The organism is Magnetospirillum sp. 15-1, from assembly GCF_900184795.1.
Classification (GTDB): Bacteria; Pseudomonadota; Alphaproteobacteria; order Rhodospirillales; family Magnetospirillaceae; genus Phaeospirillum.
In genome coordinates, this window is sequence record NZ_FXXN01000028.1 from 487,692 (window position 1) to 513,476 (window position 25,785).

The window sequence follows — 25,785 nt, forward strand, 5'->3', positions numbered from 1 at the left end:
TTTATCTTAGTGGCGAGTGCCCTTGGCGCGCTCGAAGATGTGGATGTTGGCGCCGCCGGCATCGGCCAGCAAGGCGCGGACCTTAGCTTCCTCGTCGTTGGAATCGGTGCTGACCCACAAGATCACGCTGCCGGCCGCCAGGGCGCGGGCGAAGCCGTCGGAATCGGGGATGGCCGCCACCTCGTCCAGCACTTCCTTGAGCGCCACGCCGCCGACACCGGCCGCCACCAGGCCGGCGATCACCGCGCCCACCGGACCGGCGGCCAGGGCGATCAGGCCGGCCGCCACCAGGGGGCCTTCGTATTTCAGTTCGCCCACCAGGGCCACCAGGCCATCACGCCACTTGCGCGACTTGGCCCCGGCCGCCCCCTCGGCGGCGTCCAGGGAATCGTGGGAGGTCAGGACCGACAGCTTGTCGCGGCCGAAGCCCTCGGCCAGCAGAGCGGACACGGCGGCCTCGAAATGGGTACGGTCGGCGAAGGTGCCCACCACTTCGCGAAGGGCACCGGGGCGGGGTTTCAGGGCGGCGGTCATGGGATTCTCCTCGTCTCGACCTTGGATATCCATTGTGCTCCAAGACCGGGACTCTGCATAGGGGGGCGGGGCGCGGAAGAGCTTGAAAATTGCGGTCGCTTCGGCATACCTGTGGCAACGACCGCCCCTGGGCCGCGAAGGAATCCCGATGCCCGTCATTTCCATGTTCTACGGCATCATCGTCCGGATGTTCTATTTCGATACGGACCAGCACAAGCTGCCCCATATCCATGTGGAATACGGAGAACACAAAGCGGTACTGTCCCTTGCCGAGGGCGAGGTTCTGGCCGGAGACTTCCCTGCCGCCAAACTTCGCCTCGCCCAGGCCTGGATCGAGATTCACCGCGAGGAATTGCGGGCCGATTGGGACCTGGCGGTCCAGGGAGAAACCGTGTTTCGCATCGATCCGCTGCGCTGAGGCCGATGACCATGCATCCCGACGTCATCTCCGTGGAAGCTCTCGAGGGTTATGCCCTGCTGCTGACCTTCGCCAACGGCGAGAAGCGGATCTTCTCGGTCGAGCCCTATCTCGAGCACGGCATCTTCCGTGAATTGCGCGACTCCGCCTATTTCCGCTCGGTCAGGGCCGTTTCCGGGTTTATTTCCTGGCCCCATGAGCAGGATTTCAGCCCAGACACCCTGTACCTCAAGAGCATTCCAGCCCCCTCCGCCAAGGCCCGCCCGTGACCGTCGACACGCCCGCCATTCCCCCGGCCCCGGACCTGGGTGACGCCACCCCCATGATGGCCCAGTACCTGACCATCAAGCGGGCTCATCCCGATTGCCTGCTGTTCTACCGCATGGGCGATTTCTACGAGCTGTTCTTCGACGACGCGGTCAAGGCGTCGGCGGCGCTCGACATCGCGCTGACCAAGCGGGGCAAGCACGCCGGCGAGGACATCGCCATGTGCGGCGTGCCGGTCCGCGCCTACGAGGCCTATCTCGCCAAGCTGGTGCGCTCCGGCTTCAAGGTGGCCATCGGCGAGCAGATGGAAGACCCGGCCGAGGCCAAGAAGCGCGGTTCCAAATCGGTGGTGGCCCGGGACGTGGTACGCGTCATCACGGCGGGCACGCTGACCGAGGACACCCTGCTGGATGCGCGGTCGCACAATTACCTGGCGGCGGTGGCCGAGGCGCAGGGGTCGCTGGGCCTGGCCTGGGTCGATGTCTCCACCGGCGATTTCGCCATGCAGGCCATTCACCCCAAGACCCTGTCGGCCGCCCTGGCCCGCCTGTCGCCCGGCGAGTTGCTGGTTTCCGACCGCCTGTTGGGCAATGCCGAATTCCACGACGTGTGGGGCGAATGGAAGAACGTGCTGTCGCCCCTGCCCACCGCCCGCTTCGATTCCGAGAATTCGAGGCGGCGCCTCGAGGCCCTTTACGGCGTCGGCGCCCTGGACGGCTTCGGCGCCTTCACCCGGCCCGAGCTGGCGGCGGGCGGCGCCCTGGTAGATTACGTCGAGCTGACCCAGAAGGGCAAGCTGCCCCGCCTGTCACCCCCCAGGCGCCTTGCCGAGGGCGCGGTGATGGAGATCGACGCGGCCACCCGGCGCAACCTGGAACTGGCCGAGACCCTGTCGGGCGAGCGCCGGGGCTCGCTGCTCGCCACCATCGACCGCACGGTGACCGGGGCGGGGGCGCGGCTGCTGGCCGCCCATCTGGCGGCGCCGCTGACCGATCCCCACGCCATCGAATGGCGCCTCGACATGGTGGGGTTCTTCGTCGAGCACGAGGGCGTGCGGGCGTCCTTGCGCGAGACCCTGCGCCGCTGCCCCGACGTGGAGCGCGCCCTGTCGCGCCTCTCCCTGGGGCGCGGCGGCCCCCGCGACCTCGCCAATGTCAGGGACGCCCTGGCCGAGGTGCCCAACCTGCGCATCCTGGTCACCCAGTCCCATCTGGATACTCCGCCCGGCATCGCCCAATGCGCCCGCGAGCTGGGCGAGCATTCGACCCTGGTGGACCGCCTGGCCCGCGCACTCGCCCCCGACCTGCCGCTCAACGCGCGGGACGGCGGTTTCATCGCCGCCGGCTACCACGACGGCCTGGACGAGTTGAAGAGCCTGCGCACCGAAAGCCACGGCCTGCTGATGCGCCTGGAAAAGCGCTATCAGGACGAAACCGGCGTCGCCTCGCTCAAGATTCGCCACAACAACATCATCGGCCACCACATCGAGGTACCGGCCAAGCAGGCCGACCGGCTGGGCGAGGGCTATATCCACCGCCAGACCATGGCCAACGCGGCGCGCTACACCACCACCGAGCTGATCGAGCTGGCCGGCAAGATCACCGGCGCCGCCGACCGCGCCCTGGCGCTGGAGATGGAATTGCTGGCCGATCTGATCGGCGAGGTGACGGGCCGCGCCGCCGGGATCGCCCTGGCCGCTTCGGCCCTGGCGGGTCTCGACTGCGCCGCCGCCCTGGGCGAGATGGCGTCGGCCGGGCGCTGGTCGCGCCCCAGGGTCGACGACAGCACCGCCTTCGACATCAGGGGTGCCCGCCACCCGGTGGTGGAAGCCGCGCTGGAAGCCAGCCAATCGGGTCCCTTCGTCGCCAACGACTGCGATCTGGCCGACACCCAGCGCCTGTGGCTGGTCACCGGCCCCAACATGGCGGGTAAGAGCACCTTCCTGCGCCAGAACGCGGTGATCGCCATCCTGGCCCAGATGGGGTCCTTCGTACCGGCCGAAGCGGCGCATATGGGCGTGGTCGACCGCCTGTTCTCCCGCGTCGGCGCCGCCGACGATCTGGCGCGGGGCCGCTCCACCTTCATGGTCGAGATGGTGGAGACCGCCGCCATCCTCAATCAGGCGGGACCGCGCGCTTTGGTGATCCTGGACGAGATCGGGCGCGGCACCGCCACCTTCGACGGCCTGTCCATCGCCTGGGCGGTGGTCGAGCACCTGCACGAGGTCAACCGCTGCCGCGCCCTGTTCGCCACCCACTACCACGAACTGACGCGGCTCACCTCGCGGCTGGCGGCGCTGTCCTGCCACATGATGCGGGTGAAGGAGTGGCAGGGCGACGTGGTGTTCCTGCACGAAGTGGGCGCCGGAGCCGCCGACCGCTCCTACGGCATCCACGTGGCGCGTCTCGCCGGCCTGCCGGGCGCCGTGCTGACCCGCGCCGAGGAGGTGCTGGGCATCCTGGAGAAGTCGGATCAGGCGTCGGGCATGGCGCGTCTGGCCGACGATCTGCCGCTGTTCGCGGCGCTGGCCCGGCCCAAGCAGGCCCCCGCCGCCGCCGTGCCGCAGGTCTCGCCCTTGGAAGAGGCCTTGAAGGCGGTCAATCCCGACGACCTGACGGCACGCCAGGCCCTCGATCTGGTCTATGAGCTGAAGCGGCTGCTGTGAACAGCCTGATCACCATCATCCTGCCGGCCGGGCGTTCGGCCATCGAGCTGTCGCTGTTCGTGCTGCTGCCGGTCATGGTGGTGATGCTGTCCATCATGCGTCTGGCCGAGGCCTGGGGCGCCCTGGACTGGCTGGTGGCGAAGCTCGCCCCGGTGCTGCGCCCGTTCGGCCTGACCGGGCTGGGGGTGTTCGCCGCCCTGCAGGTGAGCTTCGTCAGCTTCGCCGCGCCGGTGGCGACGCTGGCCATGATGGAACAGCGGGGCACCTCGGACCGCCATCTGGCCGCCGCCTTCGCCATGGTGCTGGCCATGGCCCAGGCCAACGCCATGTTCCCCATGGGAGCGCTGGGCCTCGACGTGGCGCCGGTGCTGGGCATCTCGCTGCTGGGCGGACTGGTGGCCGCCGCCGCCGCCCATTACCTGTCGGGCCGCACCCTCTCGGCCGACGAGCACGTCATGGACGAGACGCTGCGCCATCCGGTGGCCGAGAACGCCAAGGGCGTGCTGGACGTCATCAACCGGGCCGGGGCCGAGGCCTTCAAGATCGCCATCGGCGCCATTCCCATGCTGGTGCTGTCGCTGACCGTGGTCACCGCCCTGCGCCAGGGCGGCGCCATCGACGCCCTGACCACGGCGCTGTTGCCGGCGCTCGACCGCCTGGGCATCGCCCCCGCCCTGATCCTGCCCATCCTCACCAAGTATCTGGCGGGGGGCACCGCCATGCTGGGCATCATCGACGAGCAGGTGCGCACCGGGCAACTGCCCCCCGCCCAGCTCAATGCCTGGGCGGGGGTGCTGATCCATCCCCTGGACCTGCCGGGGGTGGCGGTGCTGATGGCGGCGGGCCGCCGGGTCGCTTCAGTGTGGAAGCCCGCCGTTCTGGGTTCTCTCGCCGGCATCGCGCTCAGAAGCGCGCTGCATCTGGCCTTAAGCTAGCTCCGCAGGCCCGCCTGCCGCAGCGAGCGGTCGATCCAGGCCTTGCTGAGCTTCTCCCAGACCGAGTTCTGGCCCAGGCGTTCGGCCAGGCTGGTGAAGTCCACCTTGTCCAGGGGCTGGTCCTGGTCGAAGCAGGTGAACACCACCTTTTCCTCGCCGGTGACCGGGTCCTTGTGCTTTTGCAGGCACTGGGCGCAGACCTCCTTCAGCATGCATTGCATGGGCGAGTTGATGGAGCCGATGCCCTGATGCTCGCGCTTGAGGAAGGGGGCGAGGCGGTCGTGCCGTGCCTTGGCCACCGCCGCCATCATGCGGTCCGAGCCGATGGCGATGATGCGGTCCACGTCGGTGATGGGAATGGTCTGCTCGCCCAGGCGGCCCTCGCCATAAGCCACCATGGCCTCGACGATATTGCCGACGAAGGCGCGGTCCTGGGGCCGGTCGGGGGTGAAGGACTCGCCGCCGTCCACGCACCATATCACCACGTCGGCGGCGGCCTCGATATCGGCCACCTTGAAGCGGTCATGGGGGTTCTTGTAGCCGGCGAAATACAGCACCTTGGACCCGGCGCTTCGGAAGGCGGCGCCGATGGAGAACAGCACGGCGTTGCCCAGGCCCCCGCCGGCCAGCAGCACGGTTTCCGAGCCGCACACATGGGTGGGGGCGCCGGTCGGCCCCATGAGGACCACCGGTTCGCCGGGGGTGAGATGGGCGCACAGATCGCTCGATCCACCCATCTCGAGGACGATCAGACCGACCAGACCCTGTTGGGTATCGACCCAGGCGCCGGTCAGCGCCAGACCTTCCATGGCCAGCGAGGTGTTGCCCACCTTGCGGGCCAGCATCTCGAAGTTCTGCAGGCGGAAGAACTGGCCGGGACGGAAAGCCTGCGCCGCCGCCGGAGCCTTGACCACCACCTCGATGATGGTCGGCGTCAGGCGGTTGACCGCATGGATGCGGGCGCGCAGGCGGTCGTTGAGGGTCTCGAACAGCCGGGCGGCCGGCACCGGATTGGCCGGGCGCCGCTCCATGGTCCGGGTCACCACCGGATGGCCCTGCTTGGCCGAGGCCATGGCCGAGACCACGTTGCCGGCATAGGAGGGGTGCAGGTCGCCGAAGAAGCTGACCGTGCGGTCGTGGCCGTCGATATGCATCAGGACGTGGACGTCGCCCGGTTTGGTGCGGCGGTCGGGAGTGACGAGCCGCCCCTCCTCGTCCACCGCCTGGAAGTACTTGCCGTCCAGGTGGATGCCCTTGGCCTCGCGGGCCGGAGTGGTGTTGGGCACGGTGCCCGCCGCCACCAGCACGGCGCGGGCCGGCAGGCGGTGGGGTTGGCCGTCGCGGTCCTTGAGCTGGATGCCGTTGGCCGAGCCGAAATCGTCGGTCTCCACCGCCACCGGGGTCATGCCTTCGAGGAAGCGGATGCCCTCCTCCATGGCCTTGGCGATTTCCTCGTGGTTGCGATAGGCCGGGCTGTCGGTCAGGCCGCGGCGGTAGGCCACGGTGGCGCCGCCCCAGGACTGCAGCAGCTCGAGGATACGCGGCGCCCGGCCTTCGGCGCCGGCGGCGCGGCGCTCGGCGCGGATGGCCTCGGCATGGGTGATGAACTCGTCGGCGATCTCGTGATCCTCTTCCGACCAGTGGGCGCGCACCGCGTGCTCGCCCCGCTCGGCCACCAGTTGCTCGTGGCGGGACAGGAACTTCTCCACCTGGACGGGGTAATAGGCCAGCGCCTCGGTGCAGGTGTCGATGGCGGTCAGCCCGCCGCCGATCACCACCACCGGCAGGCGGAGCTGCAGGCTGGCCAGGGTGCCGGGTCGGGCCGCGCCGGTCAGCTGCAAGGCCATCAGGAAGTCCGAGGCCTGACGCACGCCGCGCGCCAGACCGCCCGGCATGTCGAGGATGGTGGGCTTGCCGGCGCCGGTGGCCAGGGCCACATGGTCGAAGCCCAGCTCGAACGCCTCGTCCAGAGTCAGGTTGCCGCCGAAGCGCACGCCCCCGAACAGGGCGAATTCGGCGCGACGCTCCAGCAGCAGACGGATGACGTCGAGGTAGTTCTTGTCCCAGCGCACCGTGATGCCGTACTCGGCGACGCCGCCGAAGCCGCCCATGACGCGCTCGGCCAGGGGCTGCCACAGGGTGCGGATGTCGCGGATGGGGCGGAACGGCACCCGCTTGCCATGGGGGTCGACGCCCGACAGGTCGGCGGCCAGCGGCTCGATCTTCAGGCCGTCCACCGCCACCACGGCGTGGCCGTCCTGCATCAGGTGATGGGAGAGCGTGTAGCCGGCCGGCCCCATGCCCACCACCAGCACCTTGCGGCCCGAATCGGGCTTAGGCAGCGGGCGGCGGATGTTGACCGGGTTCCAGCGGGTCAGCAGGGAATAGATCTCGAAGCCCCAGGGCAGTTCCAGCACGTCCTTCAGCGTCCGGGTCTCGGCCTCGGGCACGTTGACCGGGTCGCGGTTCTGGTTCTGGTAGACGCAGGCGGTCATGCAGTCGTTGCAGATGCGGTGACCGGTGCCGGCCGCCATGGGATTGTCCACGGCGATGATGGCCAGCGCCGCCAGGGCGTGGCCGGCGGCCTTGGCCTCGTGCATCTCGGAGATCTTCTCCTCGAGCGGACAGCCCTCCATGGCGACGCCCAGGGGGTTCTTCTGGGTCTCGCCGGTCTTCCTGTCCTTCATGCCCTTGGAGCAGGAATCGCGGCCCTGATGGTGGCAGAGGATGCAGTAATTGATCTCGTCCAGCGCCCCGGCCAGATCGGCGCCGGCATCGGTGAGGTTGAAGCCCTCGCGGCGGCGCAGGCGCCCGGCCTCGAATTCCAGGGCGGGAACGCCGCACAGCTCGCCCCGCACCACCGGCACCTGATGCAGGGGATCGTGCTTGGCCGGCACCTTGAAGAGAATACCGGCGGGGTGGTAGGCGCTCTCGTTGGCGGCCACCTTGGCGGCGGCCAGACGGACGGCCAGCGTCAGGTCGTCGGCATGGGCGGCCTCGTCATCCATCCAGGCCAGGACGCGCCGGGCGAAGCCGGCTTCCGAGAACGGCTCGCCCACCTTCAGCGTGTATTCCATCTCCAGCGCGTGGGCGTCCAGGGTGGCGGCCTCGTCGGGCTTGATCTCCTTCAAGGCCCGGCGCTGCACGAACAGGCGCTTGGCCTGGTAGAGCGGCGCCAGGGCGTCCTGACGGGCCTTCAGCTCGCCCAAGGCGGCGCGGATGGCGAACAGTTCGGCCAGGAAGTCGTCCAGATGGGGGGCCAGCTCGACCAGCAGCGCCGCCTCGTCCTTGGGCAACAGGGTGGCGGGCTCGGCGCGGGCGGCCGCGAGGCGGGCGGCCAGGGCGCCATCGGCGGCGGCCAAGGCGGCGAGGAAAGCCCGATCCACCCGCTCCAGGCCGGAGCGTTCATACAGATCGTTGAAGGAAAGGCCATGCCCAAGGGCCGGATGCGTCATGTCCACACTCATCGTTTGAAAAGCCTCGAGATCAGCGGATACCCCCACTCGTCAACCTCATATGGCATTGTGTAGAATTATTCACAACGACAAAATTTTTGTGGTGAATTGGGGTAACGCCTCATTAACGCCATGAAGACTACCATGGGATGGGGGAACGGGTTGCAGGACGGACAGGATGGATCATCCCGTGGACAAGCCGGCGACCACCGAGGAGCAGGAGGCCTTATTCCAGGCCATTATCCTGAAGATGCCCGGCGTGGCCGATCCGGCCAAGCTGGAACAGTTGACCATTCTCGCCCTGGATCTGATGCTGCGCCGTCCCTATGACAGGGACCTGCGCGAGGCATTGCGGCACCGGGTCCGCGAGGTCATCGCCGAGGTCAAGCCCGGACACAACGCCGAAGTCCATCGCAACGAAATGCGTTTCGCGGCGCGCGGCTGCGTCGAGGTGCTGCGCGCCGCCAAGGAGCAGCGCCTGCCGCGCTCGGCCACCGACAATTGGGCCCAGTCCAAGGACGGCAAGTTCCACCCCCACCACCATCGCGACGAGGAGGAGGAAAAGGCGGAAGGACGCGGCCTGCTGATCGCCGGCGCGGCGCTGGTCGCCCTGATCCTCACGGTGGGCGGCTACATCCTGTGGAGCCGGTCGCAGGCCCCGGCCGAGAATACCGGCAGCGAAACCGACCGCTTCGTCGCCCAGATGATCGAATCCAGCCAGGGCAACGCCCCGCCGTCCCATATCTTCGGCGGCGCCATCCGGGTCACCTCCATGAACGGCGTGCCGGTGGTGATCGCCGAGCGCGTCCCGACCCGCATCTGCTCGGCCTCGGGCATGAAGCTGGTCAAGAAGGGTCTGCTCAGCGTCAACGGCATCACCCCTTCCCGGGTATCGTCGGCCATCATCACCGAATTGTGCAACAAGGACGGGAGCAGCGATGCCACGCTCATGTGGGCGCCTAAGTAAGGCCCTGGTCCTGCTGGCATCCCTGTCATGGATCGGCGCCGCCACGGCGGGGACCAGCCTGTCCGGCCACGCCGAGCAGGGCGGATTGATGGTCGGCGGCACCGAGCCCGGCGCCCGGATCAGCCTGGACGGCCGTGCCGTGCCGGTGGACGCGCAGGGGCGCTTCCTGCTGGGCTTCGGACGCGATGCCGCCCGTACCGCCGAATTGCGGATCACCCTGCCCGACGGAAGCGAGGAAAACCGCGCCCTGGCGGTGTCGCGCCATGATTGGCCGGTCCAGCGCATCGAGGGCCTGCCGCGCGAGAAGACCGAGCCCGACGCTGCCTCGCTGGCCCGGCTGAAGGCCGAGACCGCCATGGTCCGCGCCATCCGCGACCACGTCACCCTGGACTGCCGAATCCTCGGCGGCGACGGGCTTGTTCGCCCCGCCGAAGGAACGGTCTCGGGCGTGTTCGGCAGCCAGCGGGTCTATAACGGCATCGGCGGCGCGCCTCATTCCGGCCTGGATATCGCGGCGCCGGCCGGCGCCCCGGTCTTTGCCGCCGCCGACGGCACGGTGGTGCTGGCGGCCCCCGACCTGTTCCTGACCGGGCGCACCGTGATGATCGATCACGGGCTGGGCCTGATCTCCAGCTACGGCCATCTGTCGCGCCTCGACGTGGCCGCCGGAACCGTGGTGCGCAAGGGCGAGCGGATCGGCGCCGTCGGCGCCACCGGTCTGGCGACCGGCCCCCATCTGCATTGGGGCATGTCCTGGCTGGAAGTGCGCCTCGACCCCGAGGCGGTGGAAAACACTCTCCACAACATATACGTCAGTATATGAGATGCAACTAGGAGGTAGATTTCTTACTCCTTCGTATGATAGATGCTCCTTATGGATAGGATCTGTGGGGGCGCCATGCATGCGCGCTTGGCCGCCATCGGTGAAAACGACACCCTTGGCGACGACATTCTGGATCAGTTGGAAGGCGAGGCTCTGGTGATTCTGGAGCATCCCGATCTCTACATGGCCGTCACCGTCGCCATGGCGCGCTCGTCGCTGGAGTTGATCCAGCGCCTGCGCCGCCGGAACTCCATCCCGGCCGCCCGGGTCGCCTAGGTCTCCCCCCTTCTTTCCCAGCCTTCCCCTTCCCTGCCCCCGGAACATGGCGTAATAATCCCGCCTCCCGCTCTCGCGCCGTTCCGAGGTCGCCATGAAATCCCTGTGGTCCGATACCGATGCCGAGTCCTTCGTCGCGCGCTATGCGTCCGAGGGCGTCAACCGCGACCTGGCCCTGAGGGTCTACACCACCCGTCTGCTGGGCGGCGACCCCCGGCTGGTACTGCACGGCGGCGGCAACACCAGTTGCAAGACCACGGTCACCGACCTGCTGGGCGAGGCGGTCGAGGTGCTGTGCGTCAAGGGCTCGGGCTGGGACATGGGCGACATCGAGCCGGCCGGCCTGCCCGCCGTACGCCTCGCTCCCCTTCTGAAGCTGCGCAAGCTGGAACGCCTGTCCGACGAGGACATGGTGGATTACCAGCGCGGCAACCTGATGAACTCGTCGTCGCCCAACCCGTCGGTGGAGACGCTGCTGCACGGCTTCCTGCCCCACAAGTTCATCGACCACACCCATTCCACCGCCGTGCTGTCCCTGGTGGACCAGCCCGACGGCGAGGCCCTGGCGCGTGAGGTCTATGGCAGGCGCATGGGCTACGTGCCCTACATCATGCCGGGCTTCGCCCTGGCCAGGAAGGCGGCCGAAATCTACGAGCAGGACCCATCGGTGGAAGGCCTGATCCTGGTCAAGCACGGCATCTTCACCTTCGGAGACGACGCCCGGACCGCCTACGAGCGGATGATCGAGATGGTGACCCTGGCCGAGCAACGGCTGGAGAAGGGCCGCAAGCCCCTGGCCGCCGCCAAGGACCTGCCCAAGGACCCCGCCCTCCTGGCCGAGGTGGCGCCCATCCTGCGCGGCCTGCTGGCCAATGGCTCCCGGCGCCGGGTGCTGGATTTCCGCACCTCGTCCGCCATCCGCGCCTATGTGGACGGCGCCGAGGTCGGCCGCTACTCCCAGCAGGGCGTGGTCACCCCCGACCACACCATCCGCACCAAGAACTGGCCGGTGGTGCTGCCCGCGCCGCAGGCCGGCAAACTGGCGGAGTGGGCCGAGGGCGCCAAGGCGGCCATCGACGCCTTCGAGGCCAAGTACCACGCCTATTTCAGCCGCAACAACCAGCGCCTGGGCGGCATCAAGACCGAGCTCGACCCCAAGCCCTGCGTCGCCCTGGTACCGGGCCTCGGCCTGTTCGGCGTCGGCGCCTCGGCCAAGGATGCCGGCATCGCCGCCGACATCGCCGTCAACACGGTGGAGAGCATCACCGACGCCGAGGCCATCGGCCGCTTCGAGCCGGTGGGCGAGGCCGATCTGTTCGACCTGGAATACTGGTCGCTGGAACAGGCCAAGCTGGGCAAGGCCGCCGAGAAGCCCCTGGCCCGTCAGGTGGTGGTGGTCACCGGCGGCGGATCGGGCATCGGCGCCGCCACCGCCAAGGCCTTCGCGCGCGACGGCGCCGAGGTGGCGGTGCTCGACCGCGACCCGGAAGCCGCCGCCAAGGCCGCCAAGGCGTGCGGCGGCAAGGCCATCGGCCTGGCCTGCGACGTCACCGACGCGGCCTCGGTCCGCGCCGCCTTCGACAAGGTGGCCGAGCGTTTCGGTGGGCTGGACGTGGTGGTCAGCAATGCCGGCGCCGCCTGGCAGGGCGCGGTGGGCGAGGTGGACGACGCCACTCTCAGGACCTCGTTCGAACTGAATTTCTTCGGCCACCAGAGCGTCGCCCAGAACGCCGTGCGCATCTTCAAGGCCCAGGGCACCGGCGGCGCCCTGCTGTTCAACGCCTCCAAGCAGGCGGTCAATCCGGGCAAGAATTTCGGCCCTTATGGCTTGCCCAAGGCCGCCACCATGTTCCTGATGAAGCAGTACGCGCTGGACCACGGCAAGGACGGCATCCGCTCCAATGCGGTCAACGCCGACCGCATCCGCTCGGGCCTGCTCACCGACGAGATGATCAAGAGCCGTTCGTCGGCGCGCGGCCTGACCGAACAGGATTACATGGGCGGCAACCTGCTGGGCCGCGAGGTCACCGCCGAGGACGTGGCCGACGCCTTCCTGTGGCTGGCCAAGGCCTCCAAGGTCACCGCCTGCACCCTCACCGTGGACGGCGGCAACATCGAGGCGTCGCTGCGGTAGTCGGTGACCTTGTCATCCTCCTGTGTAGCCGACCACCCGGTCTTTGAGGGAAACGGCTTGGGCCGCCGAACCACGAAGGCGCAGAGGCACGAAGAAAAGAGAAGAAAATAAATTTTTCTTCTCTTTTCTTCGTGCTCCTTCATGCCTCGGTGCCTTCGTGGTGAATTTGGCCGTTGGGATACTGAAGAGATCCCCATCAACAACCGCTCGGGATGGCAGGAAAGCCGGGAGGTCTCAGCACGTCGGACAACGCACCACGGGCAGGTCGCGCTTGATCCAGCCCGGCCCGGCGCCCGAACCGCCCATGCCCTCGGAGACGTCGAGGATGCGGGTGAAGCCGGCCTCGGACAGCGCTTTGGCGGTGGCCCCCGAGCGGTTTCCGGTGCGGCAGATCAGGGCGATGGGGGCATTGCGGTCGCCGTTGGTGGTGGCCAGCAGGTCGCGGATGAAACCGGCGCCGCCGTCGGGATGGCGCATGGGAATCAGCCTGGCGCCCTCGGGCACCCCGGTCTGCTTCCATTCCTCGGGCTGGCGGATGTCGACCAGGACCACGTCACCCTTCTTCACCGCCTGCAGCGCGTCGGGAGCCGAAATGGTCTTGATCTCCGCCGCCAGGGCGGTCCCCGCCATCACCAGCCAAGCCGCCATCGCCATCATCAGGGAACGCATCATATCCGCCTTTTGCTTATTGAGGCATTTCTAATACACCCTCTGCCGGGCCGCCATCAAGGCCAGCGCCTCCTGGCGGGTCCGCACCCCCAGTTCCAGCAGCAGCGGCGGCTCCAATCCGCAGGCGGCCAGCGAGTCGCGGTCGGCCAGCACCTGGGCGGCCTCACCCTGGGCGATCACCCGCCCCCCCTGGAACAGCGCCACCCGGTCGGCGAAGCCATAGGCCAGATCGACCTCGTGGGTGGTGAACACCAGGGTGGCCCCCGCCTGGGCGAGACGATCGAGCGCCGCCAGCAGGCGTTTGCCCCCCTGGTGGTCGAGACCGGCCAGGGGTTCGTCCAGCAGCAGCACCTCCGGTTCCATGGCCAGGGCCCCGGCGATGGCCACCCGCTTCTTCTGGCCGAAGGACAGCATATGAGTGGCGCGCCCGGCCAGTTCGGCGATGCCCAGGGCCTCCAGCGCCGCGTTCACCCGCCGGCGGGCCTCCGCCTCGGACAGGCCGAGATTGAGCGGCCCGAACGACACGTCCTCGGCCACCGTGGCGGCGAACAACTGGTCGTCGGGCTCCTGCAGCACCAGCCCGACCCGGCGGCGCCAGCCGGTCAGCGCCGCCCGCGAATACCCTATGGCCTCGCCTCCCAGCAGCACGGTGCCGGCGGCCGGCTTCAGCGTGCCGTTCAGGTGGAGCAGCAAGGTGGTCTTGCCCGCCCCGTTGGGTCCCAGCACCGCCAGCCGCCGCCCCCGCTCCACCGCGAGATCGAGACCGGCCAGGGCGGCGACGCCGCCGGGATAGGCATAGCAGAGGCCCCTGGCCTCGAGAATCATCCCAGCCACAGGCTCACCCCCGCCAGCAGGGCGTGACCGCCCAGAATCAGCGCCAGGGCCGGTCCCGAGGCCGGGCGCGCGGTGGAAATCATGGGCAGCGAGCCGTCGAAGCCCCGTGCCGCCAGTCCCGTCTCCAGACGCCTTGCCCGTTCCATGGCGCGCGGCAGCAACTGGGCGATCAGCAGGCCGAGGGAGCGCACCTGCCGCCGCGGCCCGAACCAGCCGAGACGCGCCTCCTGGGCGGTGCGGATGGCCGTCGCCTGGTCCAGCAGCAGGAACAGGAAATGCCAGGTGAGCAGCATGATCTCGGCGATCTCGGCCGGCAGGCCGATACGGCGCAGGCCGCGCACCAGATCGGGAGCCGGGGTGGTGGCGGCCAGCAGCAGCAGGGCCGAGGCGGCGGAAGCGGCGCGCAGTACCACCAGGGCGGCGCGGCGGCCCTGGTCGGCGGCCAGATGCAGGCCGTGTGAATCCACCTCCACGGCCAAGGTGGCGGCACCGGTCAGCACGAAGCCCAGCGGCAGGGCGTTGAGACGCAGCCAGTCGCCGGCGGGCAGCCGCGCCCCGCCCAGGGCCAGGCCCCAGACGGCGCCCAGCACCAGCGCCCCGCCCGGCCAGGGCGGCAGGATCAGGGCCAGGACCAGCAGGCCGAGGGCGAGCGCCGCCTTTTCCGACGGCGCCCGCTTTCGCCACGGCCCCGCCTGGGACAGGCGGTCAATGGCGAGACTCATTTGCTGGAACGACCGTGCCGCCGTCCGATGACGTAGCCCAGCAGACCGGCTCCGAAGGCGGCCTGGACCGCGAACAGCAGCCCCTCGATCTCCTTGGAAGGCTGCCAGAACGGCCCGGTCCACTTCTCGTAGGCGGGATGGGACGAGGTCACCACCTCGCTGGCCGCGTCGTCGGTGCCGCCGAACTGGCCGGCCGGGTTGAGGATCAGCGGAGCGGCGACGATCAGCAGGGCGGTGCCCAGCAGCAGGGAATTGGTGCGCGCGCTCATGCCTTGGCTCCTTCGATCCGCATGCGGCGGCCGGCGAGGGCGTTCATCACCACCACGGTGACCAGTCCCTCGGCCACCGCCAGGGGCGCTTGCGTGATGGCGAAGATGCCGCCGAACTTGGCGAAGGCGCCGGCAAAGCCGGTCTCGGCATCGGGAAAGGCCAGGGCCAGTTGGAACGAGGTGACCACATAGGTGGCGAGATCGCCCAGAAACGCCGAGAGGAACACCGCCACCGCGACCGGAACGCCGAGCCGCCCGGCGAGGCGCCAGACGCCATAGGCCACCCACGGCCCGGCGATGGCCATGGAGAAGACGTTGGCCCCCATGGTCGACAGCCCGCCATGGGCGAGCAGCAAGGCCTGGAACAGCAGCACGATGGCGCCGATCACCGCCATGATGCCGGGACCGAACTGCATGGCGCCCAGCGCCGTGCCGGTGGGGTGCGAGCACGAGCCGGTGACGCTGGGCAGCTTGAGCGCCGACAGCACGAAGGTGAAACCGGCCGACGCCGCGATGTCGAGCCGCGCCTCGGGCCGTTCGGCCACGATGCGCTTCAGCGAGCGCGCACCCAGCACCACGAAGGGGGTGGAAACGCAGGTCCAGGCCAATGCGTGCCCGGCGGGAAGAAAACCTTCCATGATATGCATGATGAACAGACTCCGTTCGTCGAGAGACTTCACTCGTCGCCGCGAAACGGAAAACTGACCCGACGGCACACCCCGGCCGAACGGGCTCGCAAGCGACTCTCGATGATGGCAGGTCTCCTGACTCGCGGGTCGTTGGGTCCGGCATAGCCTTCCCAGCCCATTTTCGGGCCAGTGGCGTCTCTAACGGCCGGAACCTCTCCGCCTACAGTTGCGGGGGCAGTCACGGATTTGACCCTCTTTTCGAGGGGCGCACCGCGTTCCCATTTTCACCCCGTGCCGTCGCCGGCCACGGGGAACCATCGCCGGGCACTATAATTTCGCCATGATCGGGATGCAAACCATTCCGGGACTGGTGGATTTGGGCCTGCTAGATTATGGCCCTGGCCTGTTTGAGGAGGTTTCCCGTGTCCCATACCATCGCCCTGGTCGACGACGACCGTAACATCCTGACCTCGGTCTCGATGGCGCTGGAGGCCGAGGGCTTCAAGGTGCGCACCTATACCGACGGCGCCGAGGCGCTACGCGGCCTGACCAGCCAGCCGGCCGACCTGGCCGTGCTCGACATCAAGATGCCGCGCATGGACGGCATGGAGCTGCTGCAGCGCCTGCGCAAGCAATCGGCCATCCCGGTGATCTTCCTCACCTCCAAGGATGACGAGATCGACGAGTTGCTCGGCCTGCGCATGGGCGCCGACGACTACATCAAGAAGCCCTTTTCGCAGAAGCTGCTGATCGAGCGTATCCGCACCCTGATCCGCCGGCTGGAGGCCAACGCCGCCGGACCGGACGAGGGGGGCGGCGAGACCCTGGTGCGCGGGCTGCTGGTGCTCGACCCCGGCCGGCACATCTGCACCTGGAAGGGAAAGGCGGTCGACCTCACCGTCACCGAGTTCCTGCTGCTGAAATCCCTGGCCATGCGCCCCGGCCACGTCAAGAACCGCGACCAGTTGATCGATGCCGCCTATGGCGAGTCCATCTACGTGGACGACCGCACCATCGACAGCCACATCAAACGGCTGCGCAAGAAGTTCCGCGAGGTGGACGACGAGTTCGCCCAGATCGAGACCCTGTACGGCGTCGGCTATCGTTATCGTGACGAGTGAGTCGCTGTCATGACGAGTGAGCCTGGGCCTTCCCGGCGGCGCCTGCCCCGCTGGCGGCTGCTCGCCTCGCCGCTCACCCGGCGCATCCTGGCGGTCAACCTGCTGGCGCCCATCGTGCTGGTGGCGGGCGTCATGTATCTCGACCGCTACAAGCAGGGGCTGATCCGCGCCGAACTGGACGGGCTGGGCACCCAGGCCGAGATGGTGGCCGGCGCCATCGGCGAGGGCGCGGTGTTCGAGGAAGAGATGGGCTTCTTCGAGATCAATCCCGACATGGCGCAGCAGATGGTGCGCCGCCTGTCCGAGCCGGCCAAGTTCCGCGCCCGGCTGTTCGGGGCGGTGGGCGAACTGGCCGCCGATTCCCGCGTGGTAGGCGGCGCCAAGGGCTCCATCTACATCGAGGAACTGCCGCCGCCCACCCCGCCCCACTGGGCCGACCGGCTGGCGCGGCAGTGGGACCGCTGGGCGCGATGGATGCCCAGGGACGAGACCCTGCCGCTCTACCGCGAGCATCCCAACGCGCGGGCCGACGATTTCGAGGAGGTGATGAGCGCCATGGCCGGACGGCCCGCCTGGGCGGTGCGGTCGCGCAAGAGCGGCGCCCTGATGCTGTCGGTGGCGGTGCCGGTCCAGCGCTACAAGCAGGTGGTGGGCGCCCTCTTGATCACCGCCGACGGCACCAACATCGCCCGCTCGCTGTTCCAGGTGCGCATCGCCATCCTGCAGGCCTTCGCCGTGTCGCTGGCGCTGACCATCGGCGTGTCGCTCTACATGGCCGGCACCATCGCCCGGCCCATCCGCCGGCTGGCCCTGGCCGCCGAGCGGGTCCGCCACGGTCAGGGCCGCGTCCACGCCATTCCCGACCTGTCGCGGCGCAAGGACGAGATCGGCGAGCTGTCCGTGGCCCTGAAGGAGATGACCGAGGCCCTGTGGCGGCGCATGGACGCCATCGAGGCCTTCGCCGCCGACGTGGCCCACGAGATCAAGAACCCGCTGACCTCGCTCCGCTCGGCCGTCGAGACGGCGGCGCGCATCGAGGACCCGGAAAAACGCGCCCGCCTGATGGCCATCGTGCTGGACGACGTCGGGCGCCTGGACCGGCTGATCAGCGACATCTCGGACGCGTCGCGCATCGACGCCGAGATGAGCCGGGCCGAGACCGGGCCGGTGACCCTGGACGCCATGCTCGACACCATGGCCGAGATCTATCGCGGCACCTGCGAGGACCGGGGCCTGCGCTTCGAGGTGGAGCGGCCCGGGGGCGACGCCCTGGCGGTCCAAGGCATCGAATCGCGTCTGGTCCAGGTACTGCGCAACCTGATCGCCAACGCCGTGTCGTTCAGCCCGGAGGGCGGCCTGATCCGTCTTGCCGCCCGGCGGGACGGCGGACGCATCGTGCTGACCGTCGAGGATCAGGGGCCGGGCATACCGCCCAACAAACTGGACGCCATCTTCGAGCGTTTCTACTCGGAGCGGCCCGAGGGCGAGAAGTTCGGCACCCATTCCGGCCTGGGCCTGTCCATCTCGCGCCAGATCGTCGAGGCCCATGGCGGCACCATCCGCGCCGAGAACCGCGAGGCCGACGGCCCGACGGGGGGCGGAGCCCGATTCGAGGTGAGCCTGCCCGCGTCGGACTGAAGCGAGCGCACCACCTTTATTCCGCCGCATTCCGGTGGCCTGATACGTCATCACGTTTTTGGGGAGCACACGCTCATGAACAAGACTCTGATCGCCGTCCTTGCCGCCCTGCCCCTGCTGTCCGCCCTGCCCGCCGCCGCCCAGCAAGGCGATATGCCCAGGGACAATCGGGAAATGCGGCAGGATCACCGCGAGATGCGCCGCGACAACCGCGAGATCGGCCAGGACCGCAAGGAAGCGGTCCACGATCGCAACGAACTGCGCAAGGACAGGAAGGACGGCGACAAGGACGCCGTCGCCAAGGACCGCGCCGAACTGCGCAAGGACCGCAAGGAAATGCATGAGGACAAGCGCGAGCGCCGCGAGGACCGCAAGGATCTCAAGGACGACCGCCGCGACCGCCGCGAGGATCGTCGCGAACGCCAGGAGCGCTGATCAGCGCGACAGGATGTCCCTCAACCGGTCCGCCTGCCGGGAATCCACCGTTCGGCTGAACAGAATATCCTCCGGCGTCGGATTGCCGCCGTAATAGGCGGAATTCCACGAATGGCGGGGCAGGATGCCTGCCCCGTCCAGGGTGGCGCCGCCATAAAGGCCGACGGCGCGCGAGAAGGCATAGATATCGGCGCCCACGTTGGTGGTGGTATTGGCCGAGGCGCCCGCGCCCACCACCACCACCGCCACGCCGGCCTCGGCGCCGGCCTTGAACTGGTTCTCCACCACCGCCTTGAGGCCGCCCTCGTTCATGATGATGTAGACCGCCTCGGCGTCCTGCAGGCCGATCTGCAGCCCGACGCTGCCCGCCGCGATGGAGTAGAAGGCCGGACCGCTCCAGCGCCCCGACCCGTCGCGGGCCAGCAATACGCCGGTGCCGTACTGGGCACCCAGGATGAAGCCGCCCTTGACCAGATCGGGAACCACCAGCACGGCCCGCGCCCGGCCGAGCAGGTTGCCCATCTGCGAACTGAAATTGGGGTCGCCGCGCAGGCGCTCGACCACGGAGACGGCCTTGCCCACCATCATGGTCTGGTCGGTGACCTGCTGGGCGCCGGCTTCCTTGCCGAACCCTCCGGCCACCACGAGAAGCGCCACAAGGGCCAGGGCGATCAGTCTTTGCATAGCGGACTCCCTCAACAATCGTCCCCGTCCCCACTCCAACCACGGCCGTGGTTAGGATTGTGTTAACCCTTGCCCACCCGCCCCAATGGGGGTAAGCCTGGAAGCCTTCCAAACGCGGAAGAAAGGGCGATAGACGGATGTTCTCACTCATCGTCAACGGCGAGCGCCACAAGGTGGACGCCCCGCCCGACACCCCGCTGTTGTGGGTGCTGCGCGATCAGTTGGGCATGAACGCGGTGCGTTATGGCTGCGGCCAGGGCCTGTGCGGCGCCTGCTCCGTCCTGGTGGACGGCGAGCCGGCCAGGGCCTGCCAGATGCCGGTCTCCGAGATCAACGGCCGGCGCATCGTGACGCTCTCCGGCCTCAACGACAGCGTCTCCGCCCAATTGCGCGCCGCCTGGATCGAGTTGGACGTGCCCCAATGCGGCTATTGCCAGTCGGGACAGTTGGTCAGCGCCAACGCCCTGCTGCGCCGCAATCCCAAGCCCAGCGACGGCGACATCGACACCGCCATGAGCGGCAACCTGTGCCGCTGCGGCACCTATCAGCGCATCCGCGCCGCCATCCATCTCGCCGCCCGGCGGCTGCGGGGGGGATCATGAAGCGCCATGCGTCTCCCTCCGGGATGGACGGCATGAACCGCCGCACCTTCCTGATCGCCACCGCCGGAACCGGGCTGGTCCTGGCGGTGGGCGACGCCCATGCCGAAGCCGAGGGCGAAGCGGCGGCATGGCAGGCCAACGCCTTCGTCGCCATCGGCCCCGACGGCCGGGTGACGGTGACGGTCAAGCATCTGGAGATGGGCCAGGGCGTCGCCACCGGCCTGCCGGTACTGGTGGCCGAGGAACTGGAAGTGGACCCCGCCCAGGTGGCGGTGGAATTCGCCCCCGCCGACGCCGGGCGCTACAATAACCTGTTCTGGGGCCCCAGCCAGGGTACCGGCGGCTCCACCGCCACCGCCAATTCCTGGGAGCAGTTGCGCCTGGCCGGCGCGGCGGCCCGCGAGATGCTGGTGGCTGCGGCGGCGCGCATCCTGCAAGCCGATGTCGGCAGCCTGACCGCCATCAACGGCGGGGTCATCCACCAGCCCAGCGGCCGCCGCCTGGCCTATGGCGATCTGGTGGCGGCCGCCGCCAAGCTGACCCCGCCCGCCGCGCCGAAGCTGAAATCGCCGGCCGAGTTCCGCCTGATCGGCAGGAATGGGGTCAAGCGCACCGATTCACGGGTGAAAAGCGACGGCACCGCCCAGTTCGGCGGCGATGTCCGCCTGCCCGGCATGGTCACCGCCCTGGTGGCCCGCCCGCCGGTCTGGGGCGCCCGCATCGAGTCCCATGACCGCAAGGCCGCCCTGGCGGTCCCTGGCGTGGTCGCGGTTATCCCCGTCTCGTCGGGCATCGCCGTGGCGGCCAACACGTTCTGGGCGGCGAGCCAGGGGCGGGAGGCTCTCAAGGCCCGCTGGACCGAACCGGCGGAGCGCGTCTCCACCGAAGCCCTGCGCGCCGCCTGGACCGCCCTGCTGGACAAGCCGGGCAGCACCGCCGCCGCCCGTGGCGACGCCGACCTCGCCCTGGGCCAGGGAACCCAGCGCCTGGCCGCCACCTACGAGCTTCCCTACCTCGCCCATGCCCCCATGGAGCCGCTCAACTGCATGGTGCGTCTTTCGCCCGGCAAGTGCGAGATCTGGGCCGGCTGTCAGTTCCAGACCCACGATCAGGCCCTGGCCGCCAAGGCCGCCGGTCTCAAGCCCGCTCAGGTGGAGATTCACACAATGCTGGCCGGCGGCAGTTTCGGCCGGCGCGCCAATCCCACCTCGGATTACATCGTCGAGGGCGTCGAGGTGGCCAAGGCGGTGAATGCCCCCGTCCGGCTGATGTGGACGCGCGAGGACGACATCACCGGCGGCTATTACCGTCCCATGGCGCTGCACGGTTTCGAGGCGTCCCTGGACGAACGTGGCCTGCCGCTGGCCTGGCGCCACCGCATCGTCTGCCAGTCCATCCTGGCCGGCGGCCCCTTCGCCGCCATGGTCAGGAATGGCGTCGATCCGGTCTCGGTGGAGGGTGCCGCCAACCTGCCCTACGCCATTCCCCATCTGGCGGTGGACCTGCATTCGCCCAAGGTGCCGGTGCCGGTGCTGTGGTGGCGCTCGGTGGGCTCCAGCCACACCGCCTTCGCCACCGAATGCTTCCTGGACGAGCTGGCCCAGGCGGGAAGCCAGGACCCGCTGGAGCTGCGCCGCGCCCTGCTGGCCGACCGGCCCCGCCACCTGGGCGTGCTCGAACTGGCCGCCGCCAAGGGGGGCTGGGGCAATCCGCTGCCGCCCGGCAGGGGACGCGGGCTGGCCGTGCATGAATCCTTCCACTCCTTCGTCGCCCAGGTGGTCGAGGTGACCGTCGGCCCCAAGGGCGAGATCAAGGTCGATCGCGTGGTCTGCGCCGTGGATTGCGGCATGGCCGTCACCCCCGACGTGGTCAGGGCGCAGATGGAGGGCGGCATCGCCTTCGCACTGTCCGCCGCCCTGTTCGGTGAGATCACCCTGAAGGACGGCCGCGCCGAGCAATCCAACTTCCACGACTACCGCTGCCTGAGGATCGACGAGATGCCGGTGGTCGAGGTCCATATCGTGCCCTCGGCCGCCGCCCCCACCGGCGTGGGCGAGCCCGGCGTGCCGCCCCTGGCCCCGGCCCTGGCCAACGCCATCTTCGCCGCCACGGGAAAGCGCATCCGCAAGCTGCCCATCGGGGATCGGGTAACGGTGTGACATGAACTTTTGTTCACCGTGCGCCCGTTCGACTCCGCTGGAAATGCGAATGGAACGGCGCTAAGAAGAGGCGCCATGCATCGCTTCGCCAATCCCGCCCGCTTCCTGCGCCTCGCCAAGGTGATCCTTCCCTGGTCGAACGCCGTCGCCATCCTCTGCCTGGGGGCTGGTCTGTATTTCGCCCTGTTCGGCTCGCCGGCCGATTACCAGCAGGGTGACAGTGTCCGCATCATGTACGTGCACGTGCCGTCGGCCTGGATGGGCATGTTCTGCTACACCGCCATGGCGGTGTTCTCGGCCATGGCGCTGATCTGGAAGCATCCCCTGGCCGATCTGCTGGCCAAGGCCACCGCCCCGGTCGGCGCCGCCTTCACCTTCCTGTGCCTGCTGACCGGGTCCTTGTGGGGCAAGCCCATGTGGGGAACGTGGTGGGCCTGGGACGCGCGGCTGACCAGCATGCTGATCCTGCTGTTCCTCTATCTCGGCTACATGGCCCTGGTGAACGCCTTCGACGACGCCGAGCGCGGCCACAAGGCCGCCGCCATCCTGGCCCTGGTCGGCGCCGTCAACATTCCGGTCATCAAGTGGTCGGTGGATTGGTGGAATACGCTGCACCAGCCGGCCAGCGTGGTGAAGATGGGCGGACCGGCCATCGACAAGACCATGCTGATTCCGCTGCTGCTGATGGCGGTGGGCTTCAAGGCCTACTGGATTTCCATCCTGATCCTCAGGGGTCGCGCCGAGATCGCCGGCCAGAAGATTCGCGTCATCCGCATGGCGCAGATCCACGCCGCGTCGCAAGGGGAGTGACCAACGTCATGGAATCTTTCCAGGCTATGCTCCATATGGGCGGCTACGCTGGCTATGTGTGGCCCGCCTACGGCGCCGGCGCCGTGGTGCTCCTGCTGGTGCTGGTGCTGTCGCTGACCTCGGCGCGCAAGGCCGAGGCCGAGCTGGAAGTGCTGCAGCAGGCGAGACGGGGCATTCGCTCCCGGAACGGGCGCGGCAAGGATTCGGAGAACCAAGAGTGACCCGCAAGCAACGCAGGCTGTATTTCGTCCTTCTCGGCATGCTGGCCCTGGGCGGCGCGGTGGCGCTGGTGCTCACCGCCATCTCCGACAGTCTGGTCTATTTCTATTCGCCCACCGACATCGTCACCCAGCGCATCCCGGAAGGCCGGCGCATGCGCATCGGTGGTCTGGTGGAGAACGATTCCCTGGTCAAGGACGGCAAGACCGTGACCTTCAAGGTCACCGACGTCACCAACGCCATCCCGGTGACCTATACCGGCGTGCTGCCCGACCTGTTCCGCGAGGGCCAGGGCGTGGTGGTCGAGGGCCGCATGGAAAAGGGCGGCCACTTCAAGGCCTCCGAGGTGCTGGCCAAGCACGACGAGAACTACATGCCCAAGGAAGTGGCCGAGGCCCTGAAAAAGTCCGGCCAGTGGAACGACGGCAAGACGAAGTAGCGTTGTTGGGTTTCCGTCATGCCCGGACTTGATCCGGGCATCCATGGACCCCCGGATCAAGTCCGGGGGTGACGAGGATAAGGACCATATCCATGATCGCCGAGATCGGCCATTTCGCCCTGGTGCTGGCTTTGTGCGTCGCCCTGGTGCAGGCGGTCGTGCCGCTGATGGGGGCACGGCGCGGCAACATGGCCTGGATGAACGTGGCCGGTCCCGCCGCCACGCTGCAATTCCTGTTCATCGCCATCGCCTTCGGGGCGCTGACCAACGCCTATGTCACCAGCGATTTCTCGGTGATGAACGTCGCCCAGAACAGCCACACCGACAAGCCCATGCTCTACAAGGTGGCCGGCGTGTGGGGCAATCACGAGGGCTCGCTGCTGCTGTGGATCACCATCCTGGCGCTGTTCGGCTTCGCGGTGACCCTGTTCGGCCGCAACCTGCCGCCGGGCCTCAAATCCCGCGCCCTGGCGGTGCAGGCCATGATCGCCGTGGGCTTCCTGGCCTTCATCCTGCTGACCTCCAACCCCTTCGCCCGCCTGGACCCGCCGCCGGTCAACGGCCAGGGCCTCAACCCCATGCTGCAGGACCCGGGTCTGGCCTTCCATCCGCCCTTCCTCTATCTGGGCTACGTGGGCTTCTCCATGGCGTTCTCCTTCGCCATCGCCGCCCTGCTGGAAGGCCGCGTCGACGCCGCCTGGGCCCGCTGGGTGCGTCCCTGGACCCTGGCCGCCTGGGTGTTCCTCACCTGCGGCATCATCCTGGGCTCGTGGTGGGCCTATTACACCCTGGGCTGGGGCGGCTGGTGGTACTGGGACCCCGTCGAGAACGCCTCGTTCATGCCCTGGCTGGCCGGCACCGCCCTGCTGCACTCCGCCATCGTGGTGGAGAAACGCGACGCGCTCAAAAGCTGGACCATCCTGCTGGCCATCATCGCCTTCGGCCTGTCGCTGCTCGGCACCTTCCTGGTGCGCTCGGGCGTGCTGACCAGCGTGCACGCCTTCGCCACCGACCCGGCGCGCGGCGTGTTCATCCTGCTGCTGCTGTGCACGGCGGTGGGCGGCTCGCTGGCCCTTTACGCCGCCCGCGCCCCCATGATGAAGATGGGCGGTCTGTTCTCGCCCATCTCGCGGGAAGGCGCGCTTTTGCTCAACAACGTGCTGATGGCCACCGGCGCCGCCACCGTGCTGCTGGGCACGCTGTATCCACTGATCGCCGACGCGCTGAACCTCGGCAAGGTGTCGGTGGGTCCGCCCTTCTTCAACGCGGTCTTCCTGCCGCTGATGGCCCCCATGGTGCTGGTGATGGCCGCCGCCCCCATGCTGTCGTGGAAGCGTGGCGACATGGCCGGCGTGCTGGGCCGCCTCAAGTTCATCGCCGCCCTGGCCCTGGGTACCGCCATGCTGGTGTGGTTCCTCCAAGGCGGTTCGGCCGGTCCGTGGTGGACGGCGGCCGGCTTCGCCCTGGCGGTGTGGCTGGGCCTCGGCACCCTGTGGGACATGGCCGAGCGCATCGGCCTGTTCACCCGTCCGGCCAACGCGCTGAGCCGCGCCGCCCGGCTGCCCAATTCCGCCTGGGGCATGCTGCTGGCCCATTTCGGGCTGGCGGTGTTCATCGTCGGCCTGACCGCCTCGTCGGCCTGGACCACCGAGCACATCCAGACCCAGAAGGTCGGCGAGACCGTGCAGGTGGGCGGCTACGGCGTCACCCTCAAGGGGGTCGAGGACGTGCCCGGCCCCAATTACACCGCCAGCCGCGCCACCTTCGAGATTTCCAAGGACGGCAAGGCCATCGGCGTGATGCAGCCGGAAAAGCGCATGTATCGCCAGCCGCCGCGCCCCACCACCACGGCGGCCATCCGCTCAGGGATCACCGGCGACCTTTACGTGGTGATCGGCGATCCCGACCCCAAAGCCGGTCCCGGAGGCGGCTGGGTGACGCGGCTGTACTTCAATCCCTGCATCCCCTGGCTGTGGGCCGGCGGGCTGCTGCTGGTCGTCGGCGGGCTGATCTCGCTGGCCGACCGCCGCCACCGTATCGGCGCCCCGGCACGGGCCGCCAACGCCGCCGCCAAGGCCTGA

General features: G+C 68.7%; 25 protein-coding genes and 1 riboswitch. Of the genes, 17 read left to right on the top strand and 8 right to left on the bottom strand.

The window, feature by feature from the left end; genetic code table 11:
• Positions 1–6: 6 nt before the first annotated feature.
• A complete protein-coding gene (locus tag CP958_RS23615; RefSeq protein ID WP_096705022.1) occupies positions 7–534 on the bottom strand; it encodes a hypothetical protein in 528 nt (175 codons plus the stop codon).
• Between the two features lie 148 nt (positions 535–682).
• Here CP958_RS23615 and CP958_RS23620 point away from each other — a divergent pair, with 148 nt between their 5' ends.
• From CP958_RS23620 to CP958_RS23635, 4 genes are read left to right on the top strand one after another with little or no spacing between them, the layout of a single operon-like run.
• Positions 683–952, top strand: coding sequence for a DUF4160 domain-containing protein (locus CP958_RS23620; protein WP_096704626.1), 270 nt, complete (start codon positions 683–685; stop codon positions 950–952).
• A 5-nt stretch (positions 953–957) separates the two neighbouring features.
• Positions 958–1,221, top strand: a complete 264-nt coding sequence (locus tag CP958_RS23625; RefSeq protein WP_242443112.1) for a DUF2442 domain-containing protein — start codon at positions 958–960, stop codon at positions 1,219–1,221.
• A gap of 53 nt (positions 1,222–1,274) precedes the next feature.
• Positions 1,275–3,884 carry a DNA mismatch repair protein MutS gene (mutS, locus tag CP958_RS23630; protein WP_096705024.1) on the top strand — a complete coding sequence of 870 codons (2,610 nt, stop codon included), beginning with the start codon at positions 1,275–1,277 and terminating at the stop codon, positions 3,882–3,884.
• Positions 3,881–4,819 (top strand): nucleoside recognition domain-containing protein, encoded by a 939-nt coding sequence (locus tag CP958_RS23635; protein WP_096704627.1) that lies wholly within the window; start codon positions 3,881–3,883, stop codon positions 4,817–4,819. The genes mutS and CP958_RS23635 overlap by 4 nt, the downstream gene beginning before the upstream one ends.
• Here CP958_RS23635 and CP958_RS23640 read toward each other — a convergent pair.
• On the bottom strand, positions 4,816–8,274 hold the full coding sequence (locus CP958_RS23640; RefSeq protein WP_170959091.1) for an FAD-dependent oxidoreductase: 3,459 nt from the start codon (positions 8,272–8,274) through the stop codon (positions 4,816–4,818). The genes CP958_RS23635 and CP958_RS23640 overlap by 4 nt on opposite strands.
• Positions 8,275–8,452: 178 nt before the next feature.
• On the opposite strand from CP958_RS23640, the gene CP958_RS23645 reads away from it, so the two are divergent.
• The 4 genes from CP958_RS23645 to CP958_RS23660 all read left to right on the top strand — a co-directional run bounded on the left by CP958_RS23645 (position 8,453) and on the right by CP958_RS23660 (position 12,474).
• A complete protein-coding gene (locus CP958_RS23645) occupies positions 8,453–9,241 on the top strand; it encodes a hypothetical protein (RefSeq protein WP_096704629.1) in 789 nt (262 codons plus the stop codon).
• Entirely contained in the window at positions 9,213–10,064 is an 852-nt protein-coding gene (locus CP958_RS23650) for a M23 family metallopeptidase (RefSeq protein ID WP_096705025.1), read from the top strand. The genes CP958_RS23645 and CP958_RS23650 overlap by 29 nt, the downstream gene beginning before the upstream one ends.
• 75 nt (positions 10,065–10,139) lie before the next feature.
• Positions 10,140–10,340, top strand: coding sequence for a hypothetical protein (locus tag CP958_RS23655; protein WP_096704630.1), 201 nt, complete (start codon positions 10,140–10,142; stop codon positions 10,338–10,340).
• 94 nt (positions 10,341–10,434) lie between these two features.
• Positions 10,435–12,474 carry a bifunctional aldolase/short-chain dehydrogenase gene (locus CP958_RS23660; protein WP_096704631.1) on the top strand — a complete coding sequence of 680 codons (2,040 nt, stop codon included), beginning with the start codon at positions 10,435–10,437 and terminating at the stop codon, positions 12,472–12,474.
• Positions 12,475–12,708: 234 nt separating this feature from the next.
• Here CP958_RS23660 and CP958_RS23665 read toward each other — a convergent pair whose 3' ends face one another.
• The 5 genes from CP958_RS23665 to CP958_RS23685 are packed head-to-tail and all read right to left on the bottom strand — an operon-like array spanning position 12,709 to position 15,615.
• On the bottom strand, positions 12,709–13,146 hold the full coding sequence (locus tag CP958_RS23665; RefSeq protein WP_242443114.1) for a rhodanese-like domain-containing protein: 438 nt from the start codon (positions 13,144–13,146) through the stop codon (positions 12,709–12,711).
• Positions 13,147–13,173: 27 nt separating this feature from the next.
• Entirely contained in the window at positions 13,174–13,968 is a 795-nt protein-coding gene (locus CP958_RS23670) for an ATP-binding cassette domain-containing protein (RefSeq protein ID WP_096704632.1), read from the bottom strand.
• Positions 13,965–14,699, bottom strand: coding sequence for a cobalt ECF transporter T component CbiQ (cbiQ, locus tag CP958_RS23675; protein WP_096704633.1), 735 nt, complete (start codon positions 14,697–14,699; stop codon positions 13,965–13,967). The genes CP958_RS23670 and cbiQ overlap by 4 nt, the downstream gene beginning before the upstream one ends.
• Positions 14,696–14,968, bottom strand: a complete 273-nt coding sequence (locus tag CP958_RS23680; RefSeq protein ID WP_096704634.1) for an energy-coupling factor ABC transporter substrate-binding protein — start codon at positions 14,966–14,968, stop codon at positions 14,696–14,698. Before CP958_RS23680 ends, cbiQ begins: the two co-directional genes overlap by 4 nt.
• Complete coding sequence (locus CP958_RS23685) at positions 14,965–15,615, bottom strand: energy-coupling factor ABC transporter permease (RefSeq protein WP_096705027.1); 651 nt, start codon at positions 15,613–15,615, stop codon at positions 14,965–14,967. The genes CP958_RS23680 and CP958_RS23685 overlap by 4 nt, the downstream gene beginning before the upstream one ends.
• Before the next feature lie 89 nt (positions 15,616–15,704).
• A riboswitch (cobalamin riboswitch) is annotated at positions 15,705–15,931 on the bottom strand.
• Between the two features lie 88 nt (positions 15,932–16,019).
• Here CP958_RS23685 and CP958_RS23690 point away from each other — a divergent pair.
• The 3 genes from CP958_RS23690 to CP958_RS23700 all read left to right on the top strand — a co-directional run bounded on the left by CP958_RS23690 (position 16,020) and on the right by CP958_RS23700 (position 18,791).
• Positions 16,020–16,718 carry a response regulator transcription factor gene (locus CP958_RS23690; protein ID WP_096704635.1) on the top strand — a complete coding sequence of 233 codons (699 nt, stop codon included), beginning with the start codon at positions 16,020–16,022 and terminating at the stop codon, positions 16,716–16,718.
• A 9-nt stretch (positions 16,719–16,727) separates the two neighbouring features.
• Positions 16,728–18,356: a stimulus-sensing domain-containing protein gene (locus tag CP958_RS23695; RefSeq protein WP_096704636.1), complete on the top strand. Its 1,629-nt coding sequence runs from the start codon at positions 16,728–16,730 to the stop codon at positions 18,354–18,356.
• A 75-nt stretch (positions 18,357–18,431) separates the two neighbouring features.
• Positions 18,432–18,791, top strand: a complete 360-nt coding sequence (locus CP958_RS23700; protein ID WP_096704637.1) for a hypothetical protein — start codon at positions 18,432–18,434, stop codon at positions 18,789–18,791.
• On the opposite strand, the gene CP958_RS23705 is transcribed toward CP958_RS23700, so the two are convergent.
• A complete protein-coding gene (locus tag CP958_RS23705; RefSeq protein WP_096704638.1) occupies positions 18,792–19,475 on the bottom strand; it encodes a lipid-binding SYLF domain-containing protein in 684 nt (227 codons plus the stop codon).
• A gap of 137 nt (positions 19,476–19,612) precedes the next feature.
• On the opposite strand from CP958_RS23705, the gene CP958_RS23710 reads away from it, so the two are divergent.
• The 6 genes from CP958_RS23710 (at position 19,613) to CP958_RS23735 (ending at position 25,785) form a co-directional block, all read left to right on the top strand.
• A complete protein-coding gene (locus CP958_RS23710; protein WP_096704639.1) occupies positions 19,613–20,077 on the top strand; it encodes a (2Fe-2S)-binding protein in 465 nt (154 codons plus the stop codon).
• A gap of 32 nt (positions 20,078–20,109) precedes the next feature.
• Positions 20,110–22,236 carry a xanthine dehydrogenase family protein molybdopterin-binding subunit gene (locus CP958_RS23715; RefSeq protein ID WP_242443116.1) on the top strand — a complete coding sequence of 709 codons (2,127 nt, stop codon included), beginning with the start codon at positions 20,110–20,112 and terminating at the stop codon, positions 22,234–22,236.
• Between the two features lie 75 nt (positions 22,237–22,311).
• Complete coding sequence (locus tag CP958_RS23720; RefSeq protein WP_096704641.1) at positions 22,312–23,046, top strand: heme ABC transporter permease; 735 nt, start codon at positions 22,312–22,314, stop codon at positions 23,044–23,046.
• Positions 23,047–23,081: 35 nt separating this feature from the next.
• Entirely contained in the window at positions 23,082–23,267 is a 186-nt protein-coding gene (ccmD, locus tag CP958_RS23725; RefSeq protein WP_242443118.1) for a heme exporter protein CcmD, read from the top strand.
• A complete protein-coding gene (gene ccmE, locus CP958_RS23730; RefSeq protein WP_096704643.1) occupies positions 23,264–23,704 on the top strand; it encodes a cytochrome c maturation protein CcmE in 441 nt (146 codons plus the stop codon). The genes ccmD and ccmE overlap by 4 nt, the downstream gene beginning before the upstream one ends.
• A gap of 92 nt (positions 23,705–23,796) precedes the next feature.
• A complete protein-coding gene (locus CP958_RS23735) occupies positions 23,797–25,785 on the top strand; it encodes a heme lyase CcmF/NrfE family subunit (protein WP_096704644.1) in 1,989 nt (662 codons plus the stop codon).

Bases quoted from the DNA above. Each gene is read 5' to 3' on its own strand.
- CP958_RS23615 (WP_096705022.1), bottom strand. From the start codon at position 534: ATGACCGCCGCCCTGAAACCCCGCCCCGGTGCCCTTCGCGAAGTGGTG.
- CP958_RS23620 (WP_096704626.1), top strand. From the start codon at position 683: ATGCCCGTCATTTCCATGTTCTACGGCATCATCGTCCGGATGTTCTAT.
- CP958_RS23625 (WP_242443112.1), top strand. From the start codon at position 958: ATGACCATGCATCCCGACGTCATCTCCGTGGAAGCTCTCGAGGGTTAT.
- mutS (WP_096705024.1), top strand. From the start codon at position 1,275: ATGATGGCCCAGTACCTGACCATCAAGCGGGCTCATCCCGATTGCCTG.
- CP958_RS23640 (WP_170959091.1), bottom strand. From the start codon at position 8,274: ATGACGCATCCGGCCCTTGGGCATGGCCTTTCCTTCAACGATCTGTAT.
- CP958_RS23645 (WP_096704629.1), top strand. From the start codon at position 8,453: ATGGATCATCCCGTGGACAAGCCGGCGACCACCGAGGAGCAGGAGGCC.
- CP958_RS23650 (WP_096705025.1), top strand. From the start codon at position 9,213: ATGCCACGCTCATGTGGGCGCCTAAGTAAGGCCCTGGTCCTGCTGGCA.
- CP958_RS23655 (WP_096704630.1), top strand. From the start codon at position 10,140: ATGCATGCGCGCTTGGCCGCCATCGGTGAAAACGACACCCTTGGCGAC.
- CP958_RS23660 (WP_096704631.1), top strand. From the start codon at position 10,435: ATGAAATCCCTGTGGTCCGATACCGATGCCGAGTCCTTCGTCGCGCGC.
- CP958_RS23665 (WP_242443114.1), bottom strand. From the start codon at position 13,146: ATGATGCGTTCCCTGATGATGGCGATGGCGGCTTGGCTGGTGATGGCG.
- CP958_RS23670 (WP_096704632.1), bottom strand. From the start codon at position 13,968: ATGATTCTCGAGGCCAGGGGCCTCTGCTATGCCTATCCCGGCGGCGTC.
- cbiQ (WP_096704633.1), bottom strand. From the start codon at position 14,699: ATGAGTCTCGCCATTGACCGCCTGTCCCAGGCGGGGCCGTGGCGAAAG.
- CP958_RS23680 (WP_096704634.1), bottom strand. From the start codon at position 14,968: ATGAGCGCGCGCACCAATTCCCTGCTGCTGGGCACCGCCCTGCTGATC.
- CP958_RS23685 (WP_096705027.1), bottom strand. From the start codon at position 15,615: ATGCATATCATGGAAGGTTTTCTTCCCGCCGGGCACGCATTGGCCTGG.
- CP958_RS23695 (WP_096704636.1), top strand. From the start codon at position 16,728: ATGACGAGTGAGCCTGGGCCTTCCCGGCGGCGCCTGCCCCGCTGGCGG.
- CP958_RS23700 (WP_096704637.1), top strand. From the start codon at position 18,432: ATGAACAAGACTCTGATCGCCGTCCTTGCCGCCCTGCCCCTGCTGTCC.
- CP958_RS23705 (WP_096704638.1), bottom strand. From the start codon at position 19,475: ATGCAAAGACTGATCGCCCTGGCCCTTGTGGCGCTTCTCGTGGTGGCC.
- CP958_RS23710 (WP_096704639.1), top strand. From the start codon at position 19,613: ATGTTCTCACTCATCGTCAACGGCGAGCGCCACAAGGTGGACGCCCCG.
- CP958_RS23715 (WP_242443116.1), top strand. From the start codon at position 20,110: ATGAACCGCCGCACCTTCCTGATCGCCACCGCCGGAACCGGGCTGGTC.
- CP958_RS23720 (WP_096704641.1), top strand. From the start codon at position 22,312: ATGCATCGCTTCGCCAATCCCGCCCGCTTCCTGCGCCTCGCCAAGGTG.
- ccmD (WP_242443118.1), top strand. From the start codon at position 23,082: ATGGGCGGCTACGCTGGCTATGTGTGGCCCGCCTACGGCGCCGGCGCC.
- CP958_RS23735 (WP_096704644.1), top strand. From the start codon at position 23,797: ATGATCGCCGAGATCGGCCATTTCGCCCTGGTGCTGGCTTTGTGCGTC.